The sequence below is a fragment of the Rhodanobacter sp. ANJX3 genome (assembly GCF_014200755.1).
Classification (GTDB): domain Bacteria; phylum Pseudomonadota; class Gammaproteobacteria; order Xanthomonadales; family Rhodanobacteraceae; genus Rhodanobacter.
This window is the reverse complement of sequence record NZ_JACHCM010000003.1, coordinates 162,590-185,918: the sequence shown is the minus strand read 5'-3', so window position 1 is coordinate 185,918 and position 23,329 is coordinate 162,590. Positions and strand designations below refer to the sequence as shown.

The 23,329-nt window shown below is 63.1% G+C and carries 25 protein-coding genes; 20 read left to right on the top strand and 5 right to left on the bottom strand.

Annotated features, from left to right (window positions below; all coding sequences use genetic code 11):
* Nucleotides 1–7: 7 nt before the first annotated feature.
* Entirely contained in the window at nucleotides 8–1,039 is a 1,032-nt protein-coding gene (queA, locus tag HDE76_RS09360; RefSeq protein WP_184506949.1) for a tRNA preQ1(34) S-adenosylmethionine ribosyltransferase-isomerase QueA, read from the top strand.
* 9 nt (nucleotides 1,040–1,048) lie between these two features.
* Here queA and HDE76_RS09355 read toward each other — a convergent pair whose 3' ends face one another.
* Nucleotides 1,049–1,330: a PepSY domain-containing protein gene (locus tag HDE76_RS09355; protein ID WP_184506946.1), complete on the bottom strand. Its 282-nt coding sequence runs from the start codon at nucleotides 1,328–1,330 to the stop codon at nucleotides 1,049–1,051.
* Between the two features lie 136 nt (nucleotides 1,331–1,466).
* On the opposite strand from HDE76_RS09355, the gene HDE76_RS09350 reads away from it, so the two are divergent.
* The 7 genes from HDE76_RS09350 to motB all read left to right on the top strand — a co-directional run bounded on the left by HDE76_RS09350 (nucleotide 1,467) and on the right by motB (nucleotide 8,986).
* A complete protein-coding gene (locus HDE76_RS09350; protein ID WP_184506942.1) occupies nucleotides 1,467–2,075 on the top strand; it encodes a flavin reductase family protein in 609 nt (202 codons plus the stop codon).
* A 52-nt stretch (nucleotides 2,076–2,127) separates the two neighbouring features.
* Complete coding sequence (gene tgt, locus HDE76_RS09345; protein ID WP_184506939.1) at nucleotides 2,128–3,267, top strand: tRNA guanosine(34) transglycosylase Tgt; 1,140 nt, start codon at nucleotides 2,128–2,130, stop codon at nucleotides 3,265–3,267.
* A gap of 233 nt (nucleotides 3,268–3,500) precedes the next feature.
* Nucleotides 3,501–3,839 carry a preprotein translocase subunit YajC gene (yajC, locus tag HDE76_RS09340; protein WP_179479443.1) on the top strand — a complete coding sequence of 113 codons (339 nt, stop codon included), beginning with the start codon at nucleotides 3,501–3,503 and terminating at the stop codon, nucleotides 3,837–3,839.
* Between the two features lie 127 nt (nucleotides 3,840–3,966).
* On the top strand, nucleotides 3,967–5,850 hold the full coding sequence (gene secD, locus HDE76_RS09335; RefSeq protein WP_179479445.1) for a protein translocase subunit SecD: 1,884 nt from the start codon (nucleotides 3,967–3,969) through the stop codon (nucleotides 5,848–5,850).
* Between the two features lie 9 nt (nucleotides 5,851–5,859).
* Complete coding sequence (gene secF, locus HDE76_RS09330; RefSeq protein ID WP_179479447.1) at nucleotides 5,860–6,822, top strand: protein translocase subunit SecF; 963 nt, start codon at nucleotides 5,860–5,862, stop codon at nucleotides 6,820–6,822.
* A gap of 185 nt (nucleotides 6,823–7,007) precedes the next feature.
* On the top strand, nucleotides 7,008–7,877 hold the full coding sequence (motA, locus tag HDE76_RS09325) for a flagellar motor stator protein MotA (RefSeq protein ID WP_179479449.1): 870 nt from the start codon (nucleotides 7,008–7,010) through the stop codon (nucleotides 7,875–7,877).
* Nucleotides 7,874–8,986, top strand: a complete 1,113-nt coding sequence (gene motB, locus HDE76_RS09320) for a flagellar motor protein MotB (RefSeq protein WP_179479451.1) — start codon at nucleotides 7,874–7,876, stop codon at nucleotides 8,984–8,986. The genes motA and motB overlap by 4 nt, the downstream gene beginning before the upstream one ends.
* 70 nt (nucleotides 8,987–9,056) lie before the next feature.
* Here the strand turns inward: motB and murU are convergent, their stop codons facing one another.
* Both murU and HDE76_RS09310 read right to left on the bottom strand, forming a co-directional pair.
* Complete coding sequence (gene murU / locus HDE76_RS09315) at nucleotides 9,057–9,725, bottom strand: N-acetylmuramate alpha-1-phosphate uridylyltransferase MurU (RefSeq protein WP_179479453.1); 669 nt, start codon at nucleotides 9,723–9,725, stop codon at nucleotides 9,057–9,059.
* Complete coding sequence (locus tag HDE76_RS09310) at nucleotides 9,725–10,795, bottom strand: phosphotransferase (RefSeq protein WP_184506936.1); 1,071 nt, start codon at nucleotides 10,793–10,795, stop codon at nucleotides 9,725–9,727. Before HDE76_RS09310 ends, murU begins: the two co-directional genes overlap by 1 nt.
* Before the next feature lie 248 nt (nucleotides 10,796–11,043).
* Between HDE76_RS09310 and HDE76_RS09305 the strand changes: the two genes are divergently transcribed.
* From HDE76_RS09305 to HDE76_RS09295, 3 genes are read left to right on the top strand one after another with little or no spacing between them, the layout of a single operon-like run.
* Nucleotides 11,044–12,624, top strand: coding sequence for a flavin monoamine oxidase family protein (locus tag HDE76_RS09305; RefSeq protein ID WP_184507711.1), 1,581 nt, complete (start codon nucleotides 11,044–11,046; stop codon nucleotides 12,622–12,624).
* The gene (locus HDE76_RS09300; protein WP_179479457.1) at nucleotides 12,621–13,073 is read left to right on the top strand and encodes a cytochrome c; all 453 of its coding nucleotides are present in this window, start codon (nucleotides 12,621–12,623) and stop codon (nucleotides 13,071–13,073) included. The genes HDE76_RS09305 and HDE76_RS09300 overlap by 4 nt, the downstream gene beginning before the upstream one ends.
* 43 nt (nucleotides 13,074–13,116) lie before the next feature.
* A complete protein-coding gene (locus tag HDE76_RS09295) occupies nucleotides 13,117–13,617 on the top strand; it encodes a RidA family protein (RefSeq protein WP_179479459.1) in 501 nt (166 codons plus the stop codon).
* Between the two features lie 40 nt (nucleotides 13,618–13,657).
* Here the strand turns inward: HDE76_RS09295 and HDE76_RS09290 are convergent, their stop codons facing one another.
* Nucleotides 13,658–13,996 carry a P-II family nitrogen regulator gene (locus tag HDE76_RS09290; RefSeq protein WP_179479461.1) on the bottom strand — a complete coding sequence of 113 codons (339 nt, stop codon included), beginning with the start codon at nucleotides 13,994–13,996 and terminating at the stop codon, nucleotides 13,658–13,660.
* A 252-nt stretch (nucleotides 13,997–14,248) separates the two neighbouring features.
* Between HDE76_RS09290 and HDE76_RS09285 the strand changes: the two genes are divergently transcribed.
* From HDE76_RS09285 to HDE76_RS09245, 9 genes are all read left to right on the top strand, one after another.
* Nucleotides 14,249–14,773 carry an SUF system Fe-S cluster assembly regulator gene (locus tag HDE76_RS09285; RefSeq protein ID WP_179479463.1) on the top strand — a complete coding sequence of 175 codons (525 nt, stop codon included), beginning with the start codon at nucleotides 14,249–14,251 and terminating at the stop codon, nucleotides 14,771–14,773.
* Between the two features lie 8 nt (nucleotides 14,774–14,781).
* The gene (sufB, locus tag HDE76_RS09280; protein ID WP_179479465.1) at nucleotides 14,782–16,245 is read left to right on the top strand and encodes a Fe-S cluster assembly protein SufB; all 1,464 of its coding nucleotides are present in this window, start codon (nucleotides 14,782–14,784) and stop codon (nucleotides 16,243–16,245) included.
* An 8-nt stretch (nucleotides 16,246–16,253) separates the two neighbouring features.
* Nucleotides 16,254–16,775: a GNAT family N-acetyltransferase gene (locus tag HDE76_RS09275; protein WP_343205684.1), complete on the top strand. Its 522-nt coding sequence runs from the start codon at nucleotides 16,254–16,256 to the stop codon at nucleotides 16,773–16,775.
* 43 nt (nucleotides 16,776–16,818) lie between these two features.
* Nucleotides 16,819–17,337 (top strand): hypothetical protein, encoded by a 519-nt coding sequence (locus HDE76_RS09270; protein WP_184506929.1) that lies wholly within the window; start codon nucleotides 16,819–16,821, stop codon nucleotides 17,335–17,337.
* Nucleotides 17,338–17,402: 65 nt separating this feature from the next.
* On the top strand, nucleotides 17,403–17,837 hold the full coding sequence (locus tag HDE76_RS09265) for a hypothetical protein (RefSeq protein WP_184506926.1): 435 nt from the start codon (nucleotides 17,403–17,405) through the stop codon (nucleotides 17,835–17,837).
* 5 nt (nucleotides 17,838–17,842) lie between these two features.
* Nucleotides 17,843–18,607 carry a Fe-S cluster assembly ATPase SufC gene (sufC, locus tag HDE76_RS09260; RefSeq protein WP_179479764.1) on the top strand — a complete coding sequence of 255 codons (765 nt, stop codon included), beginning with the start codon at nucleotides 17,843–17,845 and terminating at the stop codon, nucleotides 18,605–18,607.
* Nucleotides 18,604–19,926, top strand: a complete 1,323-nt coding sequence (sufD, locus tag HDE76_RS09255) for a Fe-S cluster assembly protein SufD (RefSeq protein WP_184506923.1) — start codon at nucleotides 18,604–18,606, stop codon at nucleotides 19,924–19,926. The genes sufC and sufD overlap by 4 nt, the downstream gene beginning before the upstream one ends.
* 19 nt (nucleotides 19,927–19,945) lie before the next feature.
* Nucleotides 19,946–21,193, top strand: a complete 1,248-nt coding sequence (locus HDE76_RS09250; protein ID WP_179479474.1) for a cysteine desulfurase — start codon at nucleotides 19,946–19,948, stop codon at nucleotides 21,191–21,193.
* Between the two features lie 83 nt (nucleotides 21,194–21,276).
* Nucleotides 21,277–22,167 carry an acyltransferase gene (locus tag HDE76_RS09245; protein ID WP_184506920.1) on the top strand — a complete coding sequence of 297 codons (891 nt, stop codon included), beginning with the start codon at nucleotides 21,277–21,279 and terminating at the stop codon, nucleotides 22,165–22,167.
* A gap of 135 nt (nucleotides 22,168–22,302) precedes the next feature.
* On the opposite strand, the gene HDE76_RS09240 is transcribed toward HDE76_RS09245, so the two are convergent.
* Nucleotides 22,303–23,295: a hypothetical protein gene (locus HDE76_RS09240; protein WP_184506917.1), complete on the bottom strand. Its 993-nt coding sequence runs from the start codon at nucleotides 23,293–23,295 to the stop codon at nucleotides 22,303–22,305.
* Between the last annotated feature and the right edge of the window lie 34 nt (nucleotides 23,296–23,329).

Genomic DNA, 23,329 nt, shown 5'->3' with positions numbered 1-23,329 from the left:
CCATACCGTGAAGAAGTCCGATTTCGATTTTGAGTTACCGCCCGAGCTGATCGCGCAAGCGCCGCTGGCCGAGCGCTCGGCCAGCCGCTTGCTGCTGCTCGATGCGCAGAACGGCACGCGCGAGGATCGCCTGTTTCGCGAGCTGCCCGACTTTTTACAGCCGGGCGATCTGCTGGTGTTCAACGACACCCGCGTGCTGCCGGCGCGTCTATACGGGCGCAAAGGCACGGGCGGCGCGGTGGAGATTTTGATCGAGCGCGTCACCGGCGCGCACGAGGCCACGGTGCAGCTAGGCGTCAGCAAAAAGCCGAAAGAGGGCGCACGGATCGAGCTGGCCGACGGCAGCTTTGCCACCGTGCTGGGGCGGGACGATGCGTTCTTTAGGCTGCGCTTCGAATCGCCCGAGCCGCTGGAAAAGCTGCTGCTGAAGCTGGGCGAGATGCCGCTGCCGCCATACATCGAGCGGCATGCTGACGCCAGCGACATGGAGCGCTATCAGACGGTGTACGCGCGCGAGCCCGGTGCAGTGGCGGCGCCCACCGCCGGCCTGCATTTCGACGAGGCGATGCTGGCGACGCTGCGCGACAAGGGCGTCGACTTTGGCTACGTAACCCTGCACGTGGGCGCCGGCACGTTTCAGCCGATGCGCGCTGACGACGTGCGCGATCATGTGATGCATCGCGAGTGGCTCAACGTCGGCGCGGCGCTGGTGGAAAAGATCCGCCGCACGCGCGCCGCGGGCGGTCGCGTCGTGGCCGTGGGCACCACGGTGGTGCGCGCGCTGGAGAGTGCGACCCGCGATGGCGAACTTCAGCCATTTGCGGGCGAAACCCAGATCTTCATCTTCCCCGGCTACCGCATCACCAGCGTCGATGCGCTGGTGACCAATTTCCATCTGCCGCAGTCGACCCTGCTGATGCTGGTATCAGCGCTGGCAGGACGCGAGTTCATCCTGGAGTCCTACCGCCATGCGGTGGCGCAGCGTTATCGCTTTTTCTCCTACGGCGACGCGATGCTGATTCTGCCGAAGGGCAGGTAAGTCGACGCGTCAGTTGTTGCCTCTGGCGTTGTCCTTGGCTTTTTCAAACGTCACCTGACCAGTTTTGGCGTCGGCGTGGAACTTGACCAACTGGCCGTTCTGGAACGCCTCGCCCTCCCAGTGGCCGTGCACGGCCTGAAGGGCCTGCACATGCTTGAAACCCTGCGCGTCGAGCTTTTGCGTGACTTCCGCCGCGCTGAGCCAGCCGTTGTCGGGTGGGTCGGCCAGCGAGGTGCCGAACCAAAACAGCGCTGCGGTGAACGCCATGCACATAGCTGTCAGTTTTTTCATGGGGTGCTCCCGGAAGAATTGGCGTCACTATCGGCGCTCGCCAACGCGCTGTCGACGTGCCGTATGCACAATGGCGCGACAGTCCTTCATCAGAGCGCGCGGCTCTGATCTTCGAACCGAATGAGCAGGAAACACCATGCAGCTTGATTTCAGCCAGCTCGACGCCGCCGAATCCTACCGCTGGCTGTCGTCGACGGTGACGCCGCGGCCGATCGCTTGGGTGTCCACGGTGTCCGCCAACGGCATCACCAACCTGGCGCCCTTCAGTTTTTTCCAGGTGATCTGCGACGATCCGGCGACGCTGATGGTCAACGTCGGTCTGCGCGCCAACGGTGAGTTGAAAGACACCCTGCGCAACGCGCAAGACATCGGCGAGCTGGTGATCCATCTGGTCAGCAAGGCCGAGTCGGAGCATATGAACGCCACCGCGGCGACGCTGCCGCACGACGACAGCGAGTTCGACGCGGTCGGCATCGCCACGTTGCCCAGCGTGCGGGTGAAGCCGCCGCGCATCGCTGCCGCGTCGGTGGCGTTCGAGTGCACGCTGGCCGAAGTGATTCCGTACCCGGCGGAACATCCGCGCCAGTTTCTGATCTTTTCCCGCGTGCTGCTGGCGCATATCGACGACGCGGTGATGGCCGATGAGCGGTACGTCGATCCGGCCAAGCTCGATCTGGTCGGGCGCCTCAGCGGCAGCTGGTATTCGACCACGCGCGACCGCTTTGCGATGAAGCGCCCGGCCTGACGCTGAGTGCTGGTCGGTCGCCCGGCTACGGCGGCCCCGTATAATGGGTCGGATGACCTCCATGACTTTTGCGCTTTTCGCCACCGACGGCGCGGCCCGCCGCGGCCGCCTCACGTTCGACCGCGGCACGGTGGAAACGCCGGCCTTCATGCCCGTCGGCACTTATGGCTCGGTGAAGGCGATGACGCCGCGCGACGTCAATGACATCGGCGCGGAAATCATTCTCGGCAATACTTTTCACCTGTTTCTGCGGCCGGGGCTGGAGATCGTCGAGCAGTTCGGCGGCCTGCACAAATTCATCGGCTGGGATAAACCCATCCTCACCGACTCGGGCGGCTTTCAGGTTTTTTCGTTGGCACACAAGCGCAAGATCACCGAGGAGGGCGTGACTTTCGCCTCGCCGGTGGACGGCTCGAAAGTGTTCCTGTCGCCCGAAGTGTCGATGCAGATCCAGACCACGCTGGATTCGGACATCGCGATGATTTTCGACGAGTGCACGCCGTATCCGGCGACGGAAAAGGTCGCCAGCGACTCGATGGAGCTGAGCCTGCGCTGGGCCGAGCGGTCGCGCCGCGGCTTCGATGATCTGCAACGTGCCGGCTCAAAGCCGCGTAATGCGCTGTTCGGCATCGTGCAGGGCAGCGTCTACGAAAACCTGCGCACCCGCTCCGCCGAAGGTCTGATCGACATCGGCTTCGACGGCTATGCCGTCGGCGGCCTGGCCGTCGGCGAGCCGGAGGCCGAGCGCAACCACGCGCTGGATTTCACAGTGCCGCTGTTGCCGCAGGACAAGCCGCGCTATTTGATGGGCGTGGGTAGGCCGGAGGATATCGTCGAGGCGGTGCGTCGCGGTATCGACATGTTCGACTGCGTCATGCCCACCCGCAACGCCCGCAACGGCTTTCTGTTCACCGCCGAGGGCACGCTGCGCATCCGCAACGCCAAATATTCGCTGGACACCCGGGTGATCGAGGAGGGCTGCGACTGCTACGCCTGCGCCGGCGGCTTCAGCCGCGCCTATCTGCGCCACCTGGATCGCTGCAATGAGATTCTGGGCAGCCAGCTCGCCACCATGCACAACCTGCGCTACTACCAGCGACTGATGGCCGGCCTGCGCGAGGCCATTGCCGGCGGTACGCTGGACGCGTTCACGGCCGAGTTCTACGCCAGACGCCGCCCGACCGTCGCGTAGACGAACCGCTGGGCGCTCATGCCTGGCGAACTTTTGCGGTTGGTACGAGTCGCAGGGAAAGGCTCCGTCCGGCGAGCGCCCGCTGGGCTGGAAGGTTCCGCCGTTACCCGGTCCGTGCCCGGTACCGAGGCGCCCCAGCCGTGCACGGCTGGGGGGTGCATGGCATAATCGTTGATCTTTGACCGGCGGCAGCTGACTTCTCGGGCTGCGCCACCACTTGCGAGACAGACCCAATGACGTTTTCGATCCCGTTCGTGCTTGCCCAGGCTGCGCCCGCTGTCGCGCCTGCCGCAGGCAATCCGATCCTGACCTTTCTGCCGATCATCGTGCTGTTTGGCGTGTTCTATTTTCTGATGATCCGCCCGCAGATGAAGCGTCAGAAAGAGCTGCGCACCATGCTGTCGGCGCTGGCCAAGGGCGACGAAGTGGTGACCAATGGCGGCATTGCCGGCCGTATCGACGAGGTCGGTGAAACTTTTATCAGCGTCGAAATCGCCACCAATGTGGTGGTCAAGGTGCAGAAGGGTTCGGTGTCGCAGGTGCTGCCCAAGGGTTCGCTGAAGTCCGTCTGATCGACGGATGCCGGGCTTCGGTCCGGCCGCTTTGGGGGCTGCTTTTCACGGGATGTTTTCCGATGTTCGCTAACACCGCCGGCTGGTTGCTGCGGCTTCGATGGACGCTATCTGATGGATGCAAGGCATGAGTGATTTTCCCCGCTGGAAATACGCGCTGGTCGCGATAGTGATGTTGTTCGGCGTCCTCTACGCCTTGCCGAACGCCTTTTTCCCGGTGGCCGCCGTGCAGGTCAGCGCCAACCGCGGCAGCGCGCCGATCGATCAGTCGATTCAGCAGAAGGTGACCGCGGCGCTCGCGGCGCAGCACATCGCTGCCACCAGCGTGAGTGTGCAGGGCGACAACCTGATCGCCACCTTCGGCAATGGCGATACGCAGAAAAGCGCCGCCGATGCGATCAAGACGGCCCTGGGCGACGGTTACTCCACCGCATTCAAGCTGCAGTCGACCGTGCCGGGCTGGCTGCGCGCGATCGGCGCGCGCTCGATGCCGCTGGGCCTGGATCTGCAGGGCGGCGTGCACTTTCTGATGCAGGTGGATCAGAGCGGCATCGTCGACAAGCAGGAAACCAGCTATGCCGACGATATCCGCGCGCTGCTGCAGCAGAAGAACATTCGCTACGAGTCGGTGGCACGCAACCCGGTCGCCGGTCAGGGCATCGCCGTGATTCTGCGTTCGGCCGACGATCGCAGCAAGGCGTCCGACGCGATCGCCAACGAATTCACCGACATCATCGTGTCCAACGGCAGCAGTACGGGCGATCGCTTTCTGCTCAACGCGGTGATCAAGCCAGACAAGCTGCGCGACCTCTCGCGCAGCGCGATCCAGCAGAACCTCAGCACGCTGCGCAACCGCATCAATGCGCTCGGCGTGTCCGAGCCTCTGATCCAGCAGCAGGGCGACAGCCGCATCGTGGTGGAACTGGCCGGCGTGCAAGATGCGACCGAAGCCAAGAAGCTGATCGGCGCCACCGCCACGCTGGAATACCGCGCGGGCATCGGCTTTCCCGGCGACCCGCAGGCGCAGGAAGCGATGCGCACGGGCAGCATTCCACCAGACGCCAACCTCTATTACATGCGTGACACCCGCACCCCGGTCCTGGTCAGCAAACGCGTGATCGTCACCGGCAGCCAGCTGGTCGATGCGGCGTCGGGCACCGATACGCGCAACGGCACGCCGAACGTCAGCGTGACGTTGAACGCCGCGGGCGCCAAGAAGATGGGCGACTTCACCAACGCCAACGTCGGCAAGCCGATGGCGGTGGTCTACGTCGAGCGCGTCACCGAAACCAAGATCGTCGACGGCAAGGAAGTGCGCACGTCCAAAGACACCGAGTCGGTGATCAACGACGCGACCATCTCCAGCCCTTTCAGCCGGCAGTTCGAGACCAACGGTTTGGCCAGCTTGAAAGATGCTTCCGATCTTGCGCTGCTGCTCAAGGGCGGTGCGCTTGCCGCGCCGGTCGATATCGTCGAAGAGGGTGTGATCGGTGCCAGCCTGGGCGCGGACAATATCAACAAGGGCTTTATGGCGGTGATGCTGGGCCTGGGCCTGGTGCTGCTGGCCGCCGCGATTTACTACAAGCTGTTCGGCCTGGTGGCCGATATTGCGCTGTTCTTCAACCTGGTAATCCTGGTGGCGGTGATGTCGCTGATCGGCGTCACGCTGACCATGCCCGGCATCGCCGGTATCGTGCTGACGCTGGGCATGGCCATCGATGCGAACGTGCTGATCTGCGAACGCATCCGCGAGGAGCTGCGTAACGGTTCGAGTCCGCACGCGTCGATCCGCGCAGGTTATGAAAAAGCCTGGGCCACGATTCTCGATGCCAACGTCACCCATCTGATCGCCGCGCTGGCGCTGACCACCATGGGTACCGGCGCGATCAGGGGCTTCGGCGTGACGTTGATGATCGGCATCCTGACCTCGCTGTTCACCTCGGTAACGTTGACCCACGCGTTTACTGCGCTGATCCACGGCCACCGCAAGCTCAAGACGCTGTCGGTCTGAGGAATCGCAATGGAAATTTTCAATCACAACAGCAACGTCAACTTCCTCGGCATGCGCAAGTTCAGCATCGCGATTGCCGCGTTTCTGATGATTGCCTCGATAGTGCTGATCGCGACCAAGGGCCTCAACTACGGCCTGGATTTCAACGGCGGCGTGTCGCTGGTCGTGGACTACGATCAGCCGGTGCAGATCAACGACGTGCGCGCTGCGCTGGCCAAGGGCGGCGTCGAGAATCCGATCGTGCAGAGCCTGGGCGGTACGCGCGAAGTGTCGATCCGCATGCAACCCAAGGACGATCCGGCCTCGGTCCAGGCCGATGGCAAGGTCAACCTCGATCGCATATCCGCCGACGTTATCAAGATGCTGCAGGCGGCGCGTTCGGATGCGAAGGTGAAGAGCAAGGACTTCGTCAGTGCCGAAGTCGGTGCGGAGCTGCGCAGCGATGGCCTGTGGGCGGCGCTTTTCGTGGTGCTGGGCATCGGCTTCTACCTGGGCATTCGCTTCGAGCGCCGCTTCGCCTTCGCTGCCATCGTGACCGAGTTTCACGACGTGCTGGTGACGTTGGGCATCCTGGCCCTGGTGCAGCGCGAGTTCGACATGACCGTGCTGGCCTCCGTGCTGGCGGTGATCGGTTATTCGATCAACGACAAGGTAGTGGTGTTCGATCGTATCCGCGAGCTGTTCCGCCTGGCGCGCAAGGCCGAACCGGAAGAAATTCTCAACCGCTCGATCAACAATACGTTGTCGCGAACCATCATCACCTCGCTGTTTACCAGCATCACCATGGCCGCGCTGTTCTTTTTCGGCGGCACCGCGGTGCACGGTTTTGCCGTGACCATGCTGATCGGCATTCTGGTCGGTACGCTGTCGTCGATCTTCGTGGCCAGCCCGATCCTGCTGTGGCTGGGCGTGTCGAAAAAGGATCTGATGCCGGTGACCCGCGAGAACCCGGAGCTGGCGCGTCGGCCCTGATAGGCAACGCGTTGCGGGACATCACGAAGGCCCGGCGCAAGCCGGGCCTTCGTCGTTTCAGCGCCCGGATCGCGGCCTGGAAAGTGGTTGCTGCAAACGCAGCATTCTCCTCAACTTGTGGTCGCGCTAGCCGATAAGTCCTTGGTAAGAAAAAACGGACTTTTCCGTTTTCGGGGCAGTGCATCATGCTGGTTATTGTCGGGACGCTGGTCGTCTTGGGTTGTGTCATTGGCGGCTATCTGGCTTCCCACGGTCACTTGCTCGCCTTATGGCAGCCGTACGAGATGCTGATCATCTGCGGCGGGGCATTGGGCGCTTTTCTGATCGCGAACCCATTGAAGATCGTCAAGACGGCAGGCTCCGAGTTGCTGGGTCTCTTCAAGGGGCCGCGCTACAAGCGCGAGGACTACATAGACCTGCTGTCGCTGCTCTACGATATTTTCAACGCGATGCGTAAAGGCGGCCTGCTCAGCCTTGAAGAACATATCGAAGATCCGCATGCGAGTCCGATATTTTCCGCCTACCCGCGATTGATCCGGGAACATCATCTGATCGACTTCATCACCGATTGCCTGCGCCTGATGGTCAGCGGCAGCATGAATGCGCAGGAGCTCGAGCCGCTGCTGGACTACGAGCTGGAAACCCATCATCACGATGCACTGGCGCCGTCGAAGGCCATCAATCGATTGGGCGACGCGTTGCCGGGTTTCGGCATCGTCGCTGCCGTACTCGGCATCGTCACCACCATGTCGTCGCTCAATGGCGACACCTCGGCCATTGGCGAGCACATCGCCGGCGCACTGGTGGGCACCTTCGTCGGCATTCTGCTTTGCTATGGTTTCGTCGGGCCGCTGGCCTCGGCCATGGAGAACCGCACGAACGAGGACGGCAAGGCGTTCGAGTGCGTCAAGGTCGCACTGATCGCCAACCTGCGTGCCTACAACCCCAAGGTATCGGTGGAGTTTGCGCGCAAGGCGCTGTCGTCGCAGAGCCGTCCGACTTTTCAGGATTTCGATGAGCACCTCAAGGGCGACCGGGCGGGCACACGCGCATGAGCGAGCACGATAGCCAGCCCTCCATCATCGTGCGCAAAATCAAACGCGTGCACGGCGTGCACCATGGCGGTGAATGGAAGGTGGCCTATGCGGATTTCATGACCGCGATGATGGCTTTCTTTTTGGTGATGTGGATCCTGGGACAGGGTACGCGCGAACAGAAAGCGGCCATCTCCGAGTATTTCAAGAACCCGAGCATGACACCGGGAACTGCGACCATCGCGCCACCCGGGCGGGCCGGCCCTGGTGGCGCCAGCGACAGCCCGATCAAGCTTGGCGGCGGGATGGATATGTCGCACGGTCATGGCAAGGATCGGCACAGTGGACCGGCACCGGCGGCCAGCAGCAACGACAAATCGCCGCAGGAGATTTCGAAGCGCGTCAGGGCTCAGGACATGGCGCGGCTGGAAGAGCTGATGGCGCAGATGAACGCGGCTATCCAGAAAAGCCAGGCACTGGCGCCGTTCAAGGACCAGCTGTTGCTCGATATCACGTCGGAAGGATTGCGCATCCAGATCGTCGATAAATTGAACCGGCCGATGTTCGATACCGCCAGCGATCACATGAAGCCCTACAGCGAGATGATTCTGCGCGAGCTGGCCGGCTTCGTGAACAAGGTGCCGAACAAGATCAGCATTTCGGGCCATACCGACAATACGCCGTACAGCCGGGACGGTGAGTACGGCAACTGGGAGCTCTCAGCCGATCGCGCCAATGCGGCGCGCCGCGCCCTGTTATCCGGCGGCATGGCGGTGGACAAGGTCGCGCGCGTCGTGGGACTGGCCGACTCCGTGCCATTCGACCAGCAGCATCCGGATGCGCCGTTCAATCGCCGCATCAGCCTGATCGTGATGAACAAGGAGGCATCCGACGCGGCCTCCTCGCCGGAGACGGCGGGACTGAATGCCGCGCCCACTGCCGCCCCGGCCGCGCCAAACGCCGCGCCGCCGCAGCGTATGGGGAACCGGACTCCGGCGATCGAGCCGGTGTCGGTGATTATTCCTCTGACCCACCCACCAGCTGACGCCGTAGCGCCGGGTGCATCGTTGCCGTCGCTGCCGACGATTTCACCGATTGTCCAAGCGATAGGACCGAAGTCGTCCCGTTAGCGGGATACTGATGCGCGCGACCTCCGTCGACGTGTGTCGGAACGTGGTCGCGGTGGAGGCCGGTGCCGGGTCAGCCGCGCAAATGGGCATCCAGTTCGGCGAGCTGCTGCGGATTGCCGACATTCCACCAGTCACCGTCGTAGCGTTCGCCGGCGAGCTGCTGCTCGCGCATGGCCTGCTGGTAGAGCGGTAGAAGCTTGAAGCGTCCTTGGGCATGGCCGCGAACCAGTGCCGGGCGGTAGACACCGATGTTGCCGAAAGTCAGGCGTTCACCGTCGCCATCGGCGTGCAGCTTGTTCTGCTGCAACACGAAATCGCCCCGCGGATACCAGGATGGGTTGGGTACCATCACCAGATGCGCGTGGCCTGCCGGCTCGACCGGCAGCGTGGCGTAGTCGTACGCGCTCCAGATGTCCGCACTGATCGCGATAAACGGTTCGCTTCCCAGCAAGGGCAACGCGTTGAGCATGCCGCCGCCGGTTTCCAGCGGCGTTGGCCCTTCGTAGGCGTAGCGGATGCGCAAGCCCCAGCGCGAACCGTCGCCCAGCGCGTCGGGAAATTGATCGGCCAGATGCGAGGTGTTGATCACCACGTAGTGCACGCCAGCAGCGGCGAGCTTTTCCAGATGCCACTCGATCAGCGGTTTGCCGCCGACCGGCAACAGCGGCTTCGGCGTGCGGTCGGTGAGTGGACGCATGCGTTCGCCGAGGCCGGCGGCAAAGATCAGCGCATGTCTCATCAGTCGTTCGCCGTGCGCAGGTCGCGCTGGCCGACACGTCGCTGCAGCAACGCCGCGAGGTCGGCGAGTTCGGGATAACGATTCGCCACGCCGATCACGTAGTCGTAGACGCGCGGCACGTCGGCCAGGTAGCCCGCTTTGCCGTCGCGATACCACAGCCGATAGAACTGGCCGAGCACGCGCAGATGGCGCTGCAGCCCGGTCAGGTCGAACCAGCGCAGAAAGCGTGCCCGATCCACGCTGCTGTCGATGCGTCCAGCGGCCACTAGGCGCTGACGGTAGGACTCGACCCAGGCATCGACGCGCGCGTGTGGCCACACGATATAGGCGTCGCGCAGCAGCGAGGCGAGGTCGTAGGTCAGCGGGCCGTGGAGGGCGCCCTGGAAGTCGATAATCCCAGGGCTTAGGAGCTCAGACGCAATAATCCCAGGATGATCGAGTCGGTCGCCGATATTTTCTGGCGCGTCGTCGGATTCGATCACCAGCAGATTGCGGCTGTGAAAATCCCGGTGCACGAAACCGTGCGGCTGCTCTTCGTGATTGCGTGCGATAAGCTCGAACGCGGCGTCCAGCGTTGTCCGTTCGGCGGCGTCGGGCGCGCTTCCGAGATGCCGTTCGAGAAACCAGACGGGCATGATCTCCAGGCCCTGCAGCACGAGCGCACGATCGAAGCGCGGCAAGTCGGCGGTGTCGACGCGCTCCTGCATGCGCTGCAGTGCATCCATGGCGGCGCCATACAGCGCGTCCGCGTTGTCGTCGCGCAATTCGGATAGATACAACCGATGGCCCAGGTCCTCGATCAGCAGAAAACCCTGCTGCAAATCGTGCGCGTGAACCGCCGGTACGTGCACGCCGGCGGCAGCGAGTTTCGCGCCGAGCGCCAGCCATGGGCGCGGATCTTCAAGCGCGGGCGGCGAGTCCATCACGATCCAGCTGCGGCCCTGGTGATGCGTGCGCCAGTAGCTGCGGAAGCTGGCGTCGGCCGAGGCGGATTCGAGCGTCAGCGAATCATCGTGCAAGGTGGCCCGGGTCCAGGCCAGGCGGGCGGCGGCGCGATCGTGCGGTTCCATGAAACTCATACTGGCGGACGGCACGTCAGCTTAATGGTTTGTGCCGACCAGCGTGAGCGGCATGGCGATGACGCTCGCATTGGTGCGGCGCAGCAGCCTGTGGTAGTTATAACGACATAGCGATCGGTTTGGAGCACGAAGCGAGGGGAGCGCGCAGCGCGCATTCGACGACATGAGGCCATGCAGGCACGGCCTCCGGGGCAATCAACGAGGGGAGTTGAATGGGCGAAAGCGATCGTGGTTTCTCGATGACCCGGCGCCAGCTGCTGCGCATGATCGGCATGACCGCCGGCAGCGCAACGATGTATCAGGCGATGAGTGGACTGGGTTTTGCGGCGCAATCGCCGTACAAGGCGCCGATCAAACTCGGTCAAGCGCCGAAGGGTTCTTCGGTGCTGGTGCTTGGCGCCGGCATCGCCGGCTTGGTTGCCGCGTACGAATTGCGCGAAGCCGGCTACAAGGTGCAGGTGCTCGAATACAACGCGCGCGCCGGTGGCCGCAACTGGACGCTGCGCGGCGGCGATACCTACACCGAGCTCGGCGGCGCGACCCAGCACTGCGGTTTCGACAAGGGTCTGTATATCAACCCCGGCCCCTGGCGATTGCCCTACCATCATCACGGCATCCTGCACTACTGCAAGCAGCTCGGCGTGCCGCTGGAAGCGTTTGTGCAGGTCAACTACAACGCCTATCTGCACAGCACGAAAGGATTCGACGGCAAGCCGCAGCGCTTTCGTGCGGTCAAAGCCGACTATCAGGGCCACGTCGCCGAGCTGCTGGCCAAGACCACGCAGGCGAATCAGCTCGATGCGCTGGTCAGCAAGGAGGATCAGGAAAAACTGCTGCACTCCCTGCGCAGCTGGGGCGCGCTCGACAAGAACTACGCTTATGCCAAAGGCGAGCTGAGCAGCAACCGGCGCGGCTACGAAAAAGATCCTGGCGGCGGTTTGAGCGGTCACCCGATTGCTTCCGAACCGTTTGCGCTGAAGGACGTCCTCGATTCACGGCTTTGGCAAGGCTTGCCGGTGGGCGACAACTACGAGATGCAGACCACGCTGTTCCAACCGGTCGGCGGCATGGGGGTGATCGGTCAGGCCTTCGCGCGCGAGCTGGGGCCGCTGATCCGCTACAACGCCAAGGTCACGGCGATCCAGCAGGACGAGCGCGGCGTCACCGCGATGTATGAAGACACCACGGCACCGGGCGTCAAGCACACGGCGAGCGCCGACTGGTGCGTGTGCACGCTGCCGCTGTCGATCCTCGGTCAGATTCCGATGAACGTAGGGCAGGCGATGGCCGAAGCCATTGCCGCCGTGCCGTACGCGGCGGCGGTGAAGGTCGGCCTGCAGTTCAAGCGGCGCTTCTGGGAAGAGGACGATCAGATCTACGGCGGCATCACTTATACCGACCAGGCGATCACCAATATCAGCTACCCGAGCACGGGCTATTTCAGTGGTGGCAAGGGCGTGTTGCTGGGTGCGTATATCTGGGGCCTGGATGCGATGGAGTTCACCGCGATGTCGCCGGCCGAACGCATCCAACGCGCGCTTGAACAGGGCAGCAAGATTCACCCGCAGTATCCGAAAGAGTTTGACAACGGCATGGCGGTGGCCTGGCATCGCTCGCCCTTTACCCTCGGTTGTTTCGCCCAGTGGTCGGAGCAGGCGCGCGCCGACCATTACGACAACCTGTGCCAGTTCGATGGGCGCATCGTGCTGGCCGGTGAGCACGCGTCGTGCCTGCCGGCGTGGCAGGAGGGCGCGGTCACCTCGGCGCTGGACGCGATCGGTCGGCTGCATCGACGCGCCGCGGCGGGAGCGACGGCATGAAAAACATCGACGCCATAACGGCAAAATTCATCGCATTCGCTGCCCTGCTTTTGCTGACCAGCACGCAGGCCTTCGCCGACAGCGCAGGTATTCGCAACGACGCCTCGCTGAAGACCGACAGCGGCGCACAGATCTACGCGCATCTCTGCCAGGGCTGCCACATGCCGAACGGGCAGGGGGCGATCGGTGCGGGGCACTATCCGGCATTTGCGCACAATCCCACGATGTCATCCGCGTCGTACATGGCGCTGACCATCTTGCACGGCCGCCGCAACATGCCCGCGTTCGCGCCCAAAGATCCAGGCGACAGCGAGCGGGAGTCGTTTATCGATCCGGTCTGGCTGACCGACGAGCAGATCGCCAGCGTGATCAACTACATCCGCACGCACTTCGGCAACGACTACAAGGACACCATCACGGCGGCCGAGGTCAAGGCGCTGCATCCGTAGATCTTTCGATTTCATCAGCGGCATTCACTTACAAGGACATCCCATGCATCGCTTTTCCCGCACCGTTCTGCCCCTGCTGCTGTGCACGCTGCCGATCGTCGCCAGCGCCTCCGACGTGATCCGTTACAAGCTGCCCGACAGCACGTTCCCCATCTCGGCAGCGGTCGAAGTGCCGGCCGGCAAGACCATGGTCTATCTCAGCGGCCAGATGGGGCAGATGCCGAAGGATGCCAGCGCTTCGAACGGTGCGCCCGCGTCGATGGGTGATACCAAGACGCAGACGATCTCGGCCTTGGCCCATATCAAGAAGCAGCTGGAAAGCATGCATCTGAGCATGGGCGACGTGGTGAAGATGCAGGTGTTCCTGGTAGCCGACAAGAATAAAGGCGACAAGCTCGACTTCGCCGGCTTTATGGACGGCTATACGCAGTTCTTCGGTACCAAGGCGCAGCCGAACCTGCCGTCGCGTTCGGCGGTGCAGGTGGCCGCGCTGGTGGTTCCGGCGGCGCTGGTCGAGATCGAGGTCACCGCAGTGAGGCCGTAGTCGGCAAGGCGGCTAGAGCCGTTGCCGTTCTCGCGGATTTCTACAGCGCATCCCCATCGACTTCTTGCGTGCGGATGCGCACCGCCTGTTCGAGTTCGGCGACAAAAATCTTGCCGTCGCCGATCTTGCCGGTGCGTGCGGCCCCGGTGATCGCCTCGATGGCGTGATCGAGCCGGTCGTCCGCCACCGCCACTTCGATTTTCAGCTTGGGCAGGAAATCGACCACGTATTCGGCGCCGCGATACAGCTCGGTGTGACCGTGCTGGCGGCCGAAGCCTTTCACCTCGGTTACCGTCATGCCCTGCACGCCGGCTTCGCTGAGCGCCTCGCGCACATCGTCCAGCGTGAACGGTTTGATGATCGCCGTGATCCATTTCATAGTGGGTTCTCGCGCTGTGATGGTTGCAGTCAGCACGATGCATGCCATGCCGCTTCAGCTGCTGTGTCGCTGCATGGCGAGGATGGGGGCAATGCCTCAAGGATGGGCTGCACTAAAATCGTGCAATGCAGTCGGTCATTGCCTGTCATTGGTGCGTTTGAAAAGGGCCGGGCGCCGGCTTGGATTGACGCCAGTGGGTCGAATCAGTACCATTTTAGTCCCGATTACAGTTACTCAGGCCAGAGCGCTCCGATGTTACGCGTCAGCCGACTCACCGATTACGCCACCGTCGTGATGACCTGCATCGCAGCGCATCCGCATGATGTGCTCACCACGGGGCAGATCGCCGACGAAACCCGGCTGGAGCTGCCGACGGTGAGCAAGCTGCTGAAAGCGCTCGGGCACGCCTCGCTGGTCGAGTCGTTTCGTGGCGTCAACGGCGGTTATCGGCTGGCGCGGTCGGCCGCGGATATTTCGCTGGCCGAGATCGTGGAGGCACTGGAAGGCCCGATCGGCATGACCGAGTGCAGTCTGGCCGAAGGCCATTGCGATCGCGAATCGCAGTGCGGCGTGCGCGGCAGCTGGCAGCAGGTCAACAGCGTGCTGGACAGCGCGCTGCGCGCGGTTAGCCTGGCCGACATGCTCAAAACGCGCCTGCCGGTTGTCGATCTGAGCAACCCGCCGTCGCCCAAAAAAACAGCACCCCGGCGGATTGCCGCAACGGTCGCCGATACCGCGGCTGTCCGGTCAAACTCCGGCGGCGTCACTACCGAATGAACCAGACCATGACCAACGACAGCACCAGCACAGCGCTGCGCGACAACGCCGATGTGGCCGAGGCGCTAGGCCGCAGCTACTCGGCCGGTTTCGTCACCGATATCGAGATGACCAGCCTGCCGCCCGGCCTGAGCGAGGACATCATCCGCCAGCTCTCCGCGATCAAGCGCGAGCCGGAGTGGATGACCGACTGGCGCCTCGACGCCTATCGCCACTGGCTGACCATGCCGACGCCGGACTGGGCCAAGCTGAAGATCGAGCCGGTCGACTACCAGGCGCTGAGCTATTACGCCGCGCCCAAGGCCGGCCTGAAATCGCTCGATGAAGTCGATCCGAAACTGCTGGAAATGTACGAGAAGCTCGGCGTGCCGCTGCACGAGCGCGCCAAGCTGGCCGGGGTGGCGGTGGACGCGGTGTTCGACTCGGTGTCGGTCGGTACCACGTTCCGCAAGGAGCTGGCGGCGGCCGGCGTGATCTTCTGTTCGATGAGCGAAGCGATTCGCGAACATCCCGAACTGGTGCGGCAGTATCTGGGCAGCGTGGTGCCGACCGGCGACAACTTTTTCGCCGCGCTCAACTCCGCCGTGTTCTCCGACGGCAGCTTTGTCTTTATCCCCAAGGGCGTGCGCTGCCCGATGGAGCTGAGCACGTATTTTCGCATCAATGCGCAGAACACGGGCCAGTTCGAACGCACCCTGATCGTGGCCGAAGAAGGCAGCCACGTGTCGTATCTGGAAGGCTGCACCGCGCCCAAGCGCGATGAGAATCAGCTGCATGCGGCGGTGGTCGAACTGGTCGCGCTGGAGAAGGCGCAGATCAAATACTCGACCGTGCAGAACTGGTATCCCGGCGACGAAAACGGCGTCGGCGGTATCTACAACTTCGTGACCAAGCGCGGCGATTGTCGCGGCGACGACTCGAAAATTTCCTGGACCCAGGTGGAAACCGGTTCGGCGGTGACGTGGAAATATCCGAGCTGTGTGCTGCGCGGCGATCGTTCGGTGGGCGAGTTCTACTCGGTGGCGCTGACGCATCATCATCAGCAGGCCGACACCGGCACCAAGATGATCCATATCGGCAAGCACACCAAGTCGAAGATCGTCGCCAAGGGCATCAGCGCCGGACGCAGCTCCAACAGCTATCGCGGCCTGGTCAAGATGGAGAAGGGTGCCGACGGCGCACGCAACTACACCCAGTGCGACAGCCTGCTGATCGGCAAGCAGTGCGGCGCGCACACCTTCCCGTATATGGAAGTGAAAAATCCCACCGCTATCGTCGAGCACGAGGCGACCACGTCGAAAATTTCCGACGACCAGATGTTCTACTGCCGCGCCCGCGGTATCAGCGAGGAAGACGCCGTATCGATGATCGTCGACGGCTTCTGCAAGCAGGTTTTCCGCGAGCTGCCGATGGAGTTTGCCGTCGAGGCGAAAAAGCTTCTGGAAGTGTCGCTCGAAGGCGCGGTAGGCTGATGAGCGTCGTGGCGGATAAAACGGAATCGTTGCTGCAGCTGCGACCGGCAAACGTGCAGGATGTGGGCGAGATTCTGGCGCTGATCCGCGAGCTGGCCGATTACGAAAAGCTGCTCCACGAGGTCGACGCGACACAAGCCGATCTCGCGCGTGACCTGTTCGGCCCCGCGCCGCGTGCGCACTGCGATATCGCCATGTGGAATGGTGAAGTCGCCGGTATGGCTTTCTGGTTTTACAATTATTCGGCCTTTCTCGGCCGCGCCGGCATCTATCTGGAAGATCTGTTCGTGCGGCCCGCGTTTCGCGGCAACGGCATCGGCAAGAGACTGATTGCGCATCTGGCGCAGCGCTGCGTCGATGAAAACCTGCCGCGGCTGCAGTGGTCGGTGCTGGACTGGAATACGCCGTCCATCGCGTTCTACGAATCGCTGGGCGCCGACGTGCTGCGCGAGTGGTTCGCCTGCCTGATGAGCCGCAAGGCGATCGATGTGTTGGCAACGAGTTATGCCCGTGTCGAGGCATCTCCATGAGTTTCAAAACCATCGTGCATTTCCTCTTCAGAAGGATCGCGGCATGACGTCGTCTTCAAGGATTTTGCTCTGTGTACTGGCCGCTGCCGGCGTCGTCGGCTGCAGTGTGCCGATCAAGCACCGATATCTCACTGCGCCGCAGATCAGCGGCACCGTGACGCGTGCGGGCCAACCGGTGCAAGGTATGCACATGCAGCTGGTCGACGTGTTGAACGCATCGGGCGAGCCGCAGCCCGGAGCCCATACGCAGGAAGCGGTCACCGATGCGCAGGGTCATTTCACGCTGGGGCCGATCAAGCAGCAGGCGCGCAGGATCGACAACCCGCTGTTCAAGGTGGATCAGCACACCGTGCCGTGGGGGCTGCGCATGTCGCAAGACGGCCAGACCTGGAACGTCGGCTGGGTATCCGATCCGGACATGTTGGGCGAGGTGCCCAACATGGTCGTCACCGCACAGTGCGATCTGGCGGCTGACAGCAAGTCCAGCGTGATCGAGGGCGATATCGCCGTCGTCGGCATGGGTCCCTGCAAGCTGAAAGTTGCGGTAGCGTCGAAGAAATGAGTGCGAAATGGAGCCTTATCCAACTCAGCCTGCTGTGTGCCGCGCCGCTGTCGCTGAGCGCCTGCGTGCCGTGGCCGCATCACGAGCTGAGCGCGCCCGAGATCATCGGCAGCATCGAGAACTCCGGTGGGCCGGTGCCCCATGCGCATATCCAACTGATCGACCGGCTCGACGCGTCCGGCCACGCTGTCGCCAAGGCGAAGACCCTGGAGGTTGTCGCTGATGCCCGCGGACATTTTCAGATCGGGCCGATTCGCCGATTTGTATGGATATCCCATGTCGGTGATCGGCCCGTGCCGTGGGGATTGAGCTTTTCCGTCAACGATGAGCCGCAGCGCGCGGGCTGGCTGTCGGATCCTTCCGAAAACGGATTTGTGCTGGACGAGCCCATCATCGCCATCTGTGACTTGAAGTCATCGGCGGTGAGAAGTGGCATCGGTGGTTACCAACAATTGCAAGGCCATGGCGTGTGTTCCATGGCCGTCGTGGGATCAAAGTAATGAGTATGCTGAAAATCGAAAACCTGCACGCCCGCGTCGAGGGCAAGGAAATTCTCAAGGGGCTCAGCCTCACCGTGAACGCGGGCGAAGTGCACGCCATCATGGGACCGAACGGTGCGGGCAAATCCACCCTGGGCAACGTGTTGTCCGGTCGCGAGGGTTACGAAGTCACCGCCGGTTCGGTGATCTACAACGGCATCGATCTGCTGGCGCTTGACCCGGAAGCGCGCGCCGCGGCCGGCGTGTTTCTGGCGTTTCAGTACCCGGTGGAAATTCCCGGCGTCAACAACACCTACTTTCTGCGCGCGGCGTTCAACGCGCAGCGCAAGGTACGCGGCGAAAAGGAACTTGACTCCATGCAGTTTCTCAAGCTGGTGCGAGAGAAGCTGAAGGTGATGCAGATCTCCGACGAGCTGCTGCATCGCGCGGTCAACGAAGGTTTTTCCGGCGGTGAAAAAAAGCGCAACGAGATCTTCCAGATGGCCGTACTCGAACCGCAGCTGGCGATTCTCGACGAAACCGATTCGGGTCTCGATATCGACGCCTTGAAGCAGGTGGCGCAGGGCGTGAACACGCTGCGTTCGCCCGAGCGCGCGTTCCTGATGATCACCCACTATCAGCGTCTGCTCGATTACGTGGTGCCGGACTTCGTACACGTGCTGGCCGATGGCCGCATCGTCGAAAGCGGCGACAAGTCGCTGGCGCTGAAGCTCGAAGCGCAGGGCTACGCCGGTGTCGCCGAGCGCCACCCGGCGGGAGCGTCGGTATGAACCAGCCGGCGCCGCTGCCGCTGGTGACCGCGCTACTGGATGCGCCGCTGCCGCCCAGCGGCATCGGCTGGCTGGACGCGATGCGGCATGAAAACCGTGAAGCGTTTGTTGCTGGCGGCTTGCCCGATACGCGCGTCGAAGCGTGGAAGTACACCGCCCTGCGCGCGCTGTCGCAGCGCCGTTTTGTGTCCGGCGATGCCGACGCACAGACGCGTACGGTCGACGCATCGACGCTGGTCTTGCCGGGCGTCGAGGGTCCGCGGCTGGTGTTCGTCAACGGTGCGTTTCGCGCTGATCTTTCGGCGATCGATACGCTGCCGCCCGGTCTCACCCTGCAGCCGCTGTCGCACGCCTTGAAGGGCGACGCCGAACCGCTGCGCTTCGCGCTGTCGCGTTCCGCTTCGATGGGGCACGCGCGTGGCGCCAGCGATGCGTTCACGCATATCAATGCGGCCAGCGCGGCCGATGGCGTGGTGCTGCGCGTGGCGGCACATCAGAAGATCGGCGCGCCGGTGCAGCTGGTGTTCGTCGGCGCCGCTGCGGACGCCTCCGTAGCTTGGCACGTGCGCCACATCATCGAACTGGCTGAGGGCGCCGAGCTGAGTTTGGTGGAGCAGCACATCGGCAGCGGTGAGTCGTCGCATCTGGCGACGCTAGTGAGCGATATCGAACTGCGCGAAGGCGCGTTGCTGCATCACTTGCTGCTGCAGAATGCTAGTTCCACTGACACCTTGATTCGCCAGAGCCGCCTTCGTCTGCATACGAAAGCTTGTGCGACTTTGCATGTGCTGGAGCTCGGTGGCGCGCTGGTGCGTCACGATCTGCAGGCCGAGCTGATCGGTGACGGCGCGCAGCTCGATACGCGTGGCGTGTTCATGCCACACGGGCGTCAGCATATCGATACGCAGCTCGCTATCCGCCATCAGGCGTTGAACACGCGATCGAGCTCGAACTGGCGCGGCGTGGCCAGCGATCGTGCGCGCGGCGTGTTTCGCGGCGCAATGGTGGTGGCGCCCGGCGCGGATGGCAGCGATGCCAGCCTCAGCAACAAGAATTTGCTGCTGTCGCCGAACGCCGAAATCGACACCAAGCCCGAACTGGAAATTTACGCCGACGAGGTGAAGGCGGCACATGGCGCAACGGTCGGCCAGCTCGACGAACGTGCGCTGTTCTATCTGCGCTCGCGCGGCATTCCGCTGCACGAGGCGCGCGCGCTGCTCACCACCGCATTCTGTCGCGCCGTGCTCGACGATCTGCCGAACGACGCGCTGCGTGAACATCTGGCGGAGCTGCTGATCGCGCAGCTGCCACAGCATTGAAGGAAGCGACATCCTGCCCATGAACGCACAGCCCAAAACCCAGCCCGTGTTCGATATCCAGCACATTCGTGCGGATTTCCCCGTGCTCTCGCGTACTGTCCACGATGGCAAGCCGCTGGTGTACTTCGACAACGCCAACACCAGCCAGAAGCCGCAGGCGGTGATCGAGGCGATGAACCGGCACTACCGCGAAACCAACGCCAACGTGGCGCGCGCCGTGCATCAGCTGGGTGAGGAATCGACGGCAGCGTATGAGGGAGCACGCGACAAGCTGGCGCGCTTCATCAACGCCACGTCGCGCAACGAGCTGATCCTCACTTCGGGTACGACGCAGTCGATCAATCTGGTCGCTTACAGCTATGTGCTGCCGCAGTTGAAAGCGGGCGACGCGATTCTCACCACGGTGATGGAACACCACGCCAACATCGTGCCGTGGCAGCTGATGGCGGCGCGCACGGGTGCGACGGTCAAGGCGGCGCCGATCAATCAGCGCGGTGAGCTGATCGTGGAACAGTTTGTCGCCATGCTGTCGCCCGAGGTAAAGCTCGCCTGCGTGGCGCACGTGTCGAACGTGCTGGGTACGGTCAATCCGGTGCGCGAGATCGCGCGCGAGTGCAAAAAGCGCGGCATCCCGCTGCTGGTCGATGGTTCGCAGGCGGTCCCGCATAGGCCGGTCGACGTGCAGGCGCTGGGCTGCGATTTCTACGCGCTCACCGGCCACAAGATGCTGGGGCCGACCGGCACGGGCGCGCTGTGGGCGAAGCGTGAACATCTCGAAGCCATGCCGCCGTTCTTCGGCGGCGGCGAGATGATCCGCGAAGTCAGCTTCAGCGGCACCAGCTTCGCACCGCCGCCGCACAAGTTCGAGGCTGGCACGCCCAATATCGCCGGCTTTATCGGCCTGGGCGCGGCTATCGATTACTACGAGAGCGTCGGCTTCGACGCCATCCATGCGCAGGAGCAGGATCTGCTGCGCTACGCCACCGAGCGGCTGCGCGAGATTCCCGGCCTGCGCCTGTTCGGCGAGGCAAGCGAAAAAGAGGCGGTGATCTCGTTTTTGATCGAAGGGGCGCAAGCCACCGATCTGGCCACTTTGCTCGATCTGCAAGGCGTGGCCGTGCGCTCCGGCCATCACTGCGCGCATCCGCTGATGCAGTTTTTCGACGTACCGGCCACAGTGCGCGTGTCGTTTGCGTTCTATAACACGCGCGAGGAAATCGACACCTTTATTGCGGCCTTGATCAAGGTGCGCAAGCTGCTGATGTAGAGGCTCGGCCGCACAAAGGTTTCCCGGCGTCGCGCCGGGGCGCTACTCTGCAGCAACTTGTCCTCCCCCGCGATTGGTCTTTCATGCTCGCAAAGCTTCCTGGTTTCATTCGCGTACCGCTGGTGATGCTGCTCCTTGCACTGAACATCGTGGTGCACGTGACGCCGCTGTTCCTGCTGACGCTGTTCAAGGTGATCCTGCCGATTCGCGGCATCCGGCTGGCGTTGTCGCGCGGCCTGGTGCTGATCGCGGAGAGTTGGATCGCGGTCAATAGCGGCATGTTCGACTGGTTCACCCGCACGCGCTGGCAGGTCGATGGCCTGAACGAGCTGCGTTACGACGGCAATTATCTGGTGCTGTGCAACCACCAGAGCTGGGTCGATATTCCGGTGCTGCAGAAGATCTTCAATCGGCGCATCCCGTTCCTGCGTTTTTTCCTGAAGAGCCAGCTGATCTGGGTGCCGCTGCTGGGGCCGGCTTGGTGGGCGCTGGATTTCCCTTTCATGAAGCGCTACTCGAAGGAAACGCTTGCCGCGCATCCGGAGCTGCAGGGCAAGGACATGGAGGCGACGCGCCGCGCCTGCGAAAAATTCCGGCACATGCCGGTGTCGGTGATGAACTTCGTCGAGGGCACGCGCTTTACCCCGGCCAAGCACGACAAGCAGAAATCCGCCTATCGGTATTTGCTGCGGCCCAAGGCCGGCGGCGTGGCGTTCGTGCTCGATGCGATGGGCGATGCGCTGGATGCGATGCTCGACGTCACCATCGTCTATCCCGATGGCCCATACACGATGATGGATCTGATCGCCGGCCGGGTCAGCGAGATTCGCGTACACGTGCGCGAGCTCCCAATCACCGCCGCTTTGCGGGGCGACTACGAAGCCGATCCCGCGTTCCGCGACAGTTTCCAGGCCTGGGTCAATACCTTGTGGGCCGACAAGGATGCGCAGATCGGCGGCATGCGCATGCGCTAGGTGCGATTCGCTGCTGTAGGCAGATAAGAAATCGCCCCGACGTGTGAGCGTCGGGGCGATGCTTTAAGGCGATATCTTCAAGGCTATGTGCGAAGCGCTGCGCCGAGGCGTCAGTGCCATCGTTGTCCTGAAGCCTCAGTCGACTTCGTAAGGACGCTTCACCACCACCGCGGTCACCGGGCGACGGGCAAAGCCAAACAGGCCGGCGAAGAAGGCGATCAAGCCACCGAGGACCAGCAGCACCAGCGCACCCCAGGCCGCCTTCGACACGCCACGTGCGGTAGCGTCGGCCGCTTCACGCGCCTTCTGCTCGGCTTCCTGCTTCAGCTGCTGGAATTTCGCCATCGCCTGCTGATAGGTCTGCGCATAGTTGTCGACGATCTGCTGCGCCTCGTCGTGCGACTTGCCGGTGCGGGCGGCCACGATGTTGACCAGCGCATCCTTGTCGGCGGCATTCAGCGCCGGCTGGCCTTCCTGCTTCACGCGGGCAAACCAGTCGCTGAGCTGCTGATCGGTCTGCTGCGGCGTGGTGGCCGTCTGCTGGGCCGTGTCCTTGCCGTCATTGGCAGCCTGCTGCGCGGTGGCCTTCAGGTTGGACGGGTCCAGTTCCGGCTTGCCGGTCTGGCGCAGCAAGGTGTCCAGCTGAGTCTGCAGATCGGTGAAGTCGAAGTTGATGCCATTTTTCTGCAGCTCGTCCTTGACGCCGGAGGCGATGTGCGGCGCCGCAGCGGCGACGCCGTCACCCGCCAGCGACAGGCCCTTGCCGACCGCGCCGGTAGCGGCACCGGCAATGCCGGAAGCCAACGAGGCCACCAGATACGTCGTGATCAACGTGGTCAGCGACCAGCTCAGCACGCCGTGCAGGCCGCCCTGGCCCGGTGCGGAGCGGCCGGCGACGAAGGCGCCCACAAGGATCGCGATCAGGGTAGTAACGCCCAGCCAGATGCCGGTGCCCTTGCCGAAGCCGCTCAGCGGATTGGCATCGCCCAGCGGGTCGATGGTGCTGGCACCGATGGCCGTGCCCAGCACGCTCAGCACCAGGTAGGCGATCAGCGAAATAAAGCAGCCGGCAAAAATCGCGCCCCATGAAATACGTGGCTGTTGCTCGGGGTTTACGTAGGTGGTCATGCGTGTTCCTCAGGTGATGATGAATGGTGTGAGT

What these genes read in the sequence shown, in the direction of transcription:
- HDE76_RS09355 (WP_184506946.1), bottom strand. Translation starts at nt 1,330, where the DNA reads ATGAAAAAACTGACAGCTATGTGCATGGCGTTCACCGCAGCGCTGTTT.
- HDE76_RS09350 (WP_184506942.1), top strand. Translation starts at nt 1,467, where the DNA reads ATGCAGCTTGATTTCAGCCAGCTCGACGCCGCCGAATCCTACCGCTGG.
- tgt (WP_184506939.1), top strand. Translation starts at nt 2,128, where the DNA reads ATGACCTCCATGACTTTTGCGCTTTTCGCCACCGACGGCGCGGCCCGC.
- yajC (WP_179479443.1), top strand. Translation starts at nt 3,501, where the DNA reads ATGACGTTTTCGATCCCGTTCGTGCTTGCCCAGGCTGCGCCCGCTGTC.
- secD (WP_179479445.1), top strand. Translation starts at nt 3,967, where the DNA reads ATGAGTGATTTTCCCCGCTGGAAATACGCGCTGGTCGCGATAGTGATG.
- secF (WP_179479447.1), top strand. Translation starts at nt 5,860, where the DNA reads ATGGAAATTTTCAATCACAACAGCAACGTCAACTTCCTCGGCATGCGC.
- motA (WP_179479449.1), top strand. Translation starts at nt 7,008, where the DNA reads ATGCTGGTTATTGTCGGGACGCTGGTCGTCTTGGGTTGTGTCATTGGC.
- motB (WP_179479451.1), top strand. Translation starts at nt 7,874, where the DNA reads ATGAGCGAGCACGATAGCCAGCCCTCCATCATCGTGCGCAAAATCAAA.
- murU (WP_179479453.1), bottom strand. Translation starts at nt 9,725, where the DNA reads ATGAGACATGCGCTGATCTTTGCCGCCGGCCTCGGCGAACGCATGCGT.
- HDE76_RS09310 (WP_184506936.1), bottom strand. Translation starts at nt 10,795, where the DNA reads ATGGAACCGCACGATCGCGCCGCCGCCCGCCTGGCCTGGACCCGGGCC.
- HDE76_RS09305 (WP_184507711.1), top strand. Translation starts at nt 11,044, where the DNA reads ATGACCCGGCGCCAGCTGCTGCGCATGATCGGCATGACCGCCGGCAGC.
- HDE76_RS09300 (WP_179479457.1), top strand. Translation starts at nt 12,621, where the DNA reads ATGAAAAACATCGACGCCATAACGGCAAAATTCATCGCATTCGCTGCC.
- HDE76_RS09295 (WP_179479459.1), top strand. Translation starts at nt 13,117, where the DNA reads ATGCATCGCTTTTCCCGCACCGTTCTGCCCCTGCTGCTGTGCACGCTG.
- HDE76_RS09290 (WP_179479461.1), bottom strand. Translation starts at nt 13,996, where the DNA reads ATGAAATGGATCACGGCGATCATCAAACCGTTCACGCTGGACGATGTG.
- HDE76_RS09285 (WP_179479463.1), top strand. Translation starts at nt 14,249, where the DNA reads ATGTTACGCGTCAGCCGACTCACCGATTACGCCACCGTCGTGATGACC.
- sufB (WP_179479465.1), top strand. Translation starts at nt 14,782, where the DNA reads ATGACCAACGACAGCACCAGCACAGCGCTGCGCGACAACGCCGATGTG.
- HDE76_RS09270 (WP_184506929.1), top strand. Translation starts at nt 16,819, where the DNA reads ATGACGTCGTCTTCAAGGATTTTGCTCTGTGTACTGGCCGCTGCCGGC.
- sufC (WP_179479764.1), top strand. Translation starts at nt 17,843, where the DNA reads ATGCTGAAAATCGAAAACCTGCACGCCCGCGTCGAGGGCAAGGAAATT.
- sufD (WP_184506923.1), top strand. Translation starts at nt 18,604, where the DNA reads ATGAACCAGCCGGCGCCGCTGCCGCTGGTGACCGCGCTACTGGATGCG.
- HDE76_RS09250 (WP_179479474.1), top strand. Translation starts at nt 19,946, where the DNA reads ATGAACGCACAGCCCAAAACCCAGCCCGTGTTCGATATCCAGCACATT.
- HDE76_RS09245 (WP_184506920.1), top strand. Translation starts at nt 21,277, where the DNA reads ATGCTCGCAAAGCTTCCTGGTTTCATTCGCGTACCGCTGGTGATGCTG.
- HDE76_RS09240 (WP_184506917.1), bottom strand. Translation starts at nt 23,295, where the DNA reads ATGACCACCTACGTAAACCCCGAGCAACAGCCACGTATTTCATGGGGC.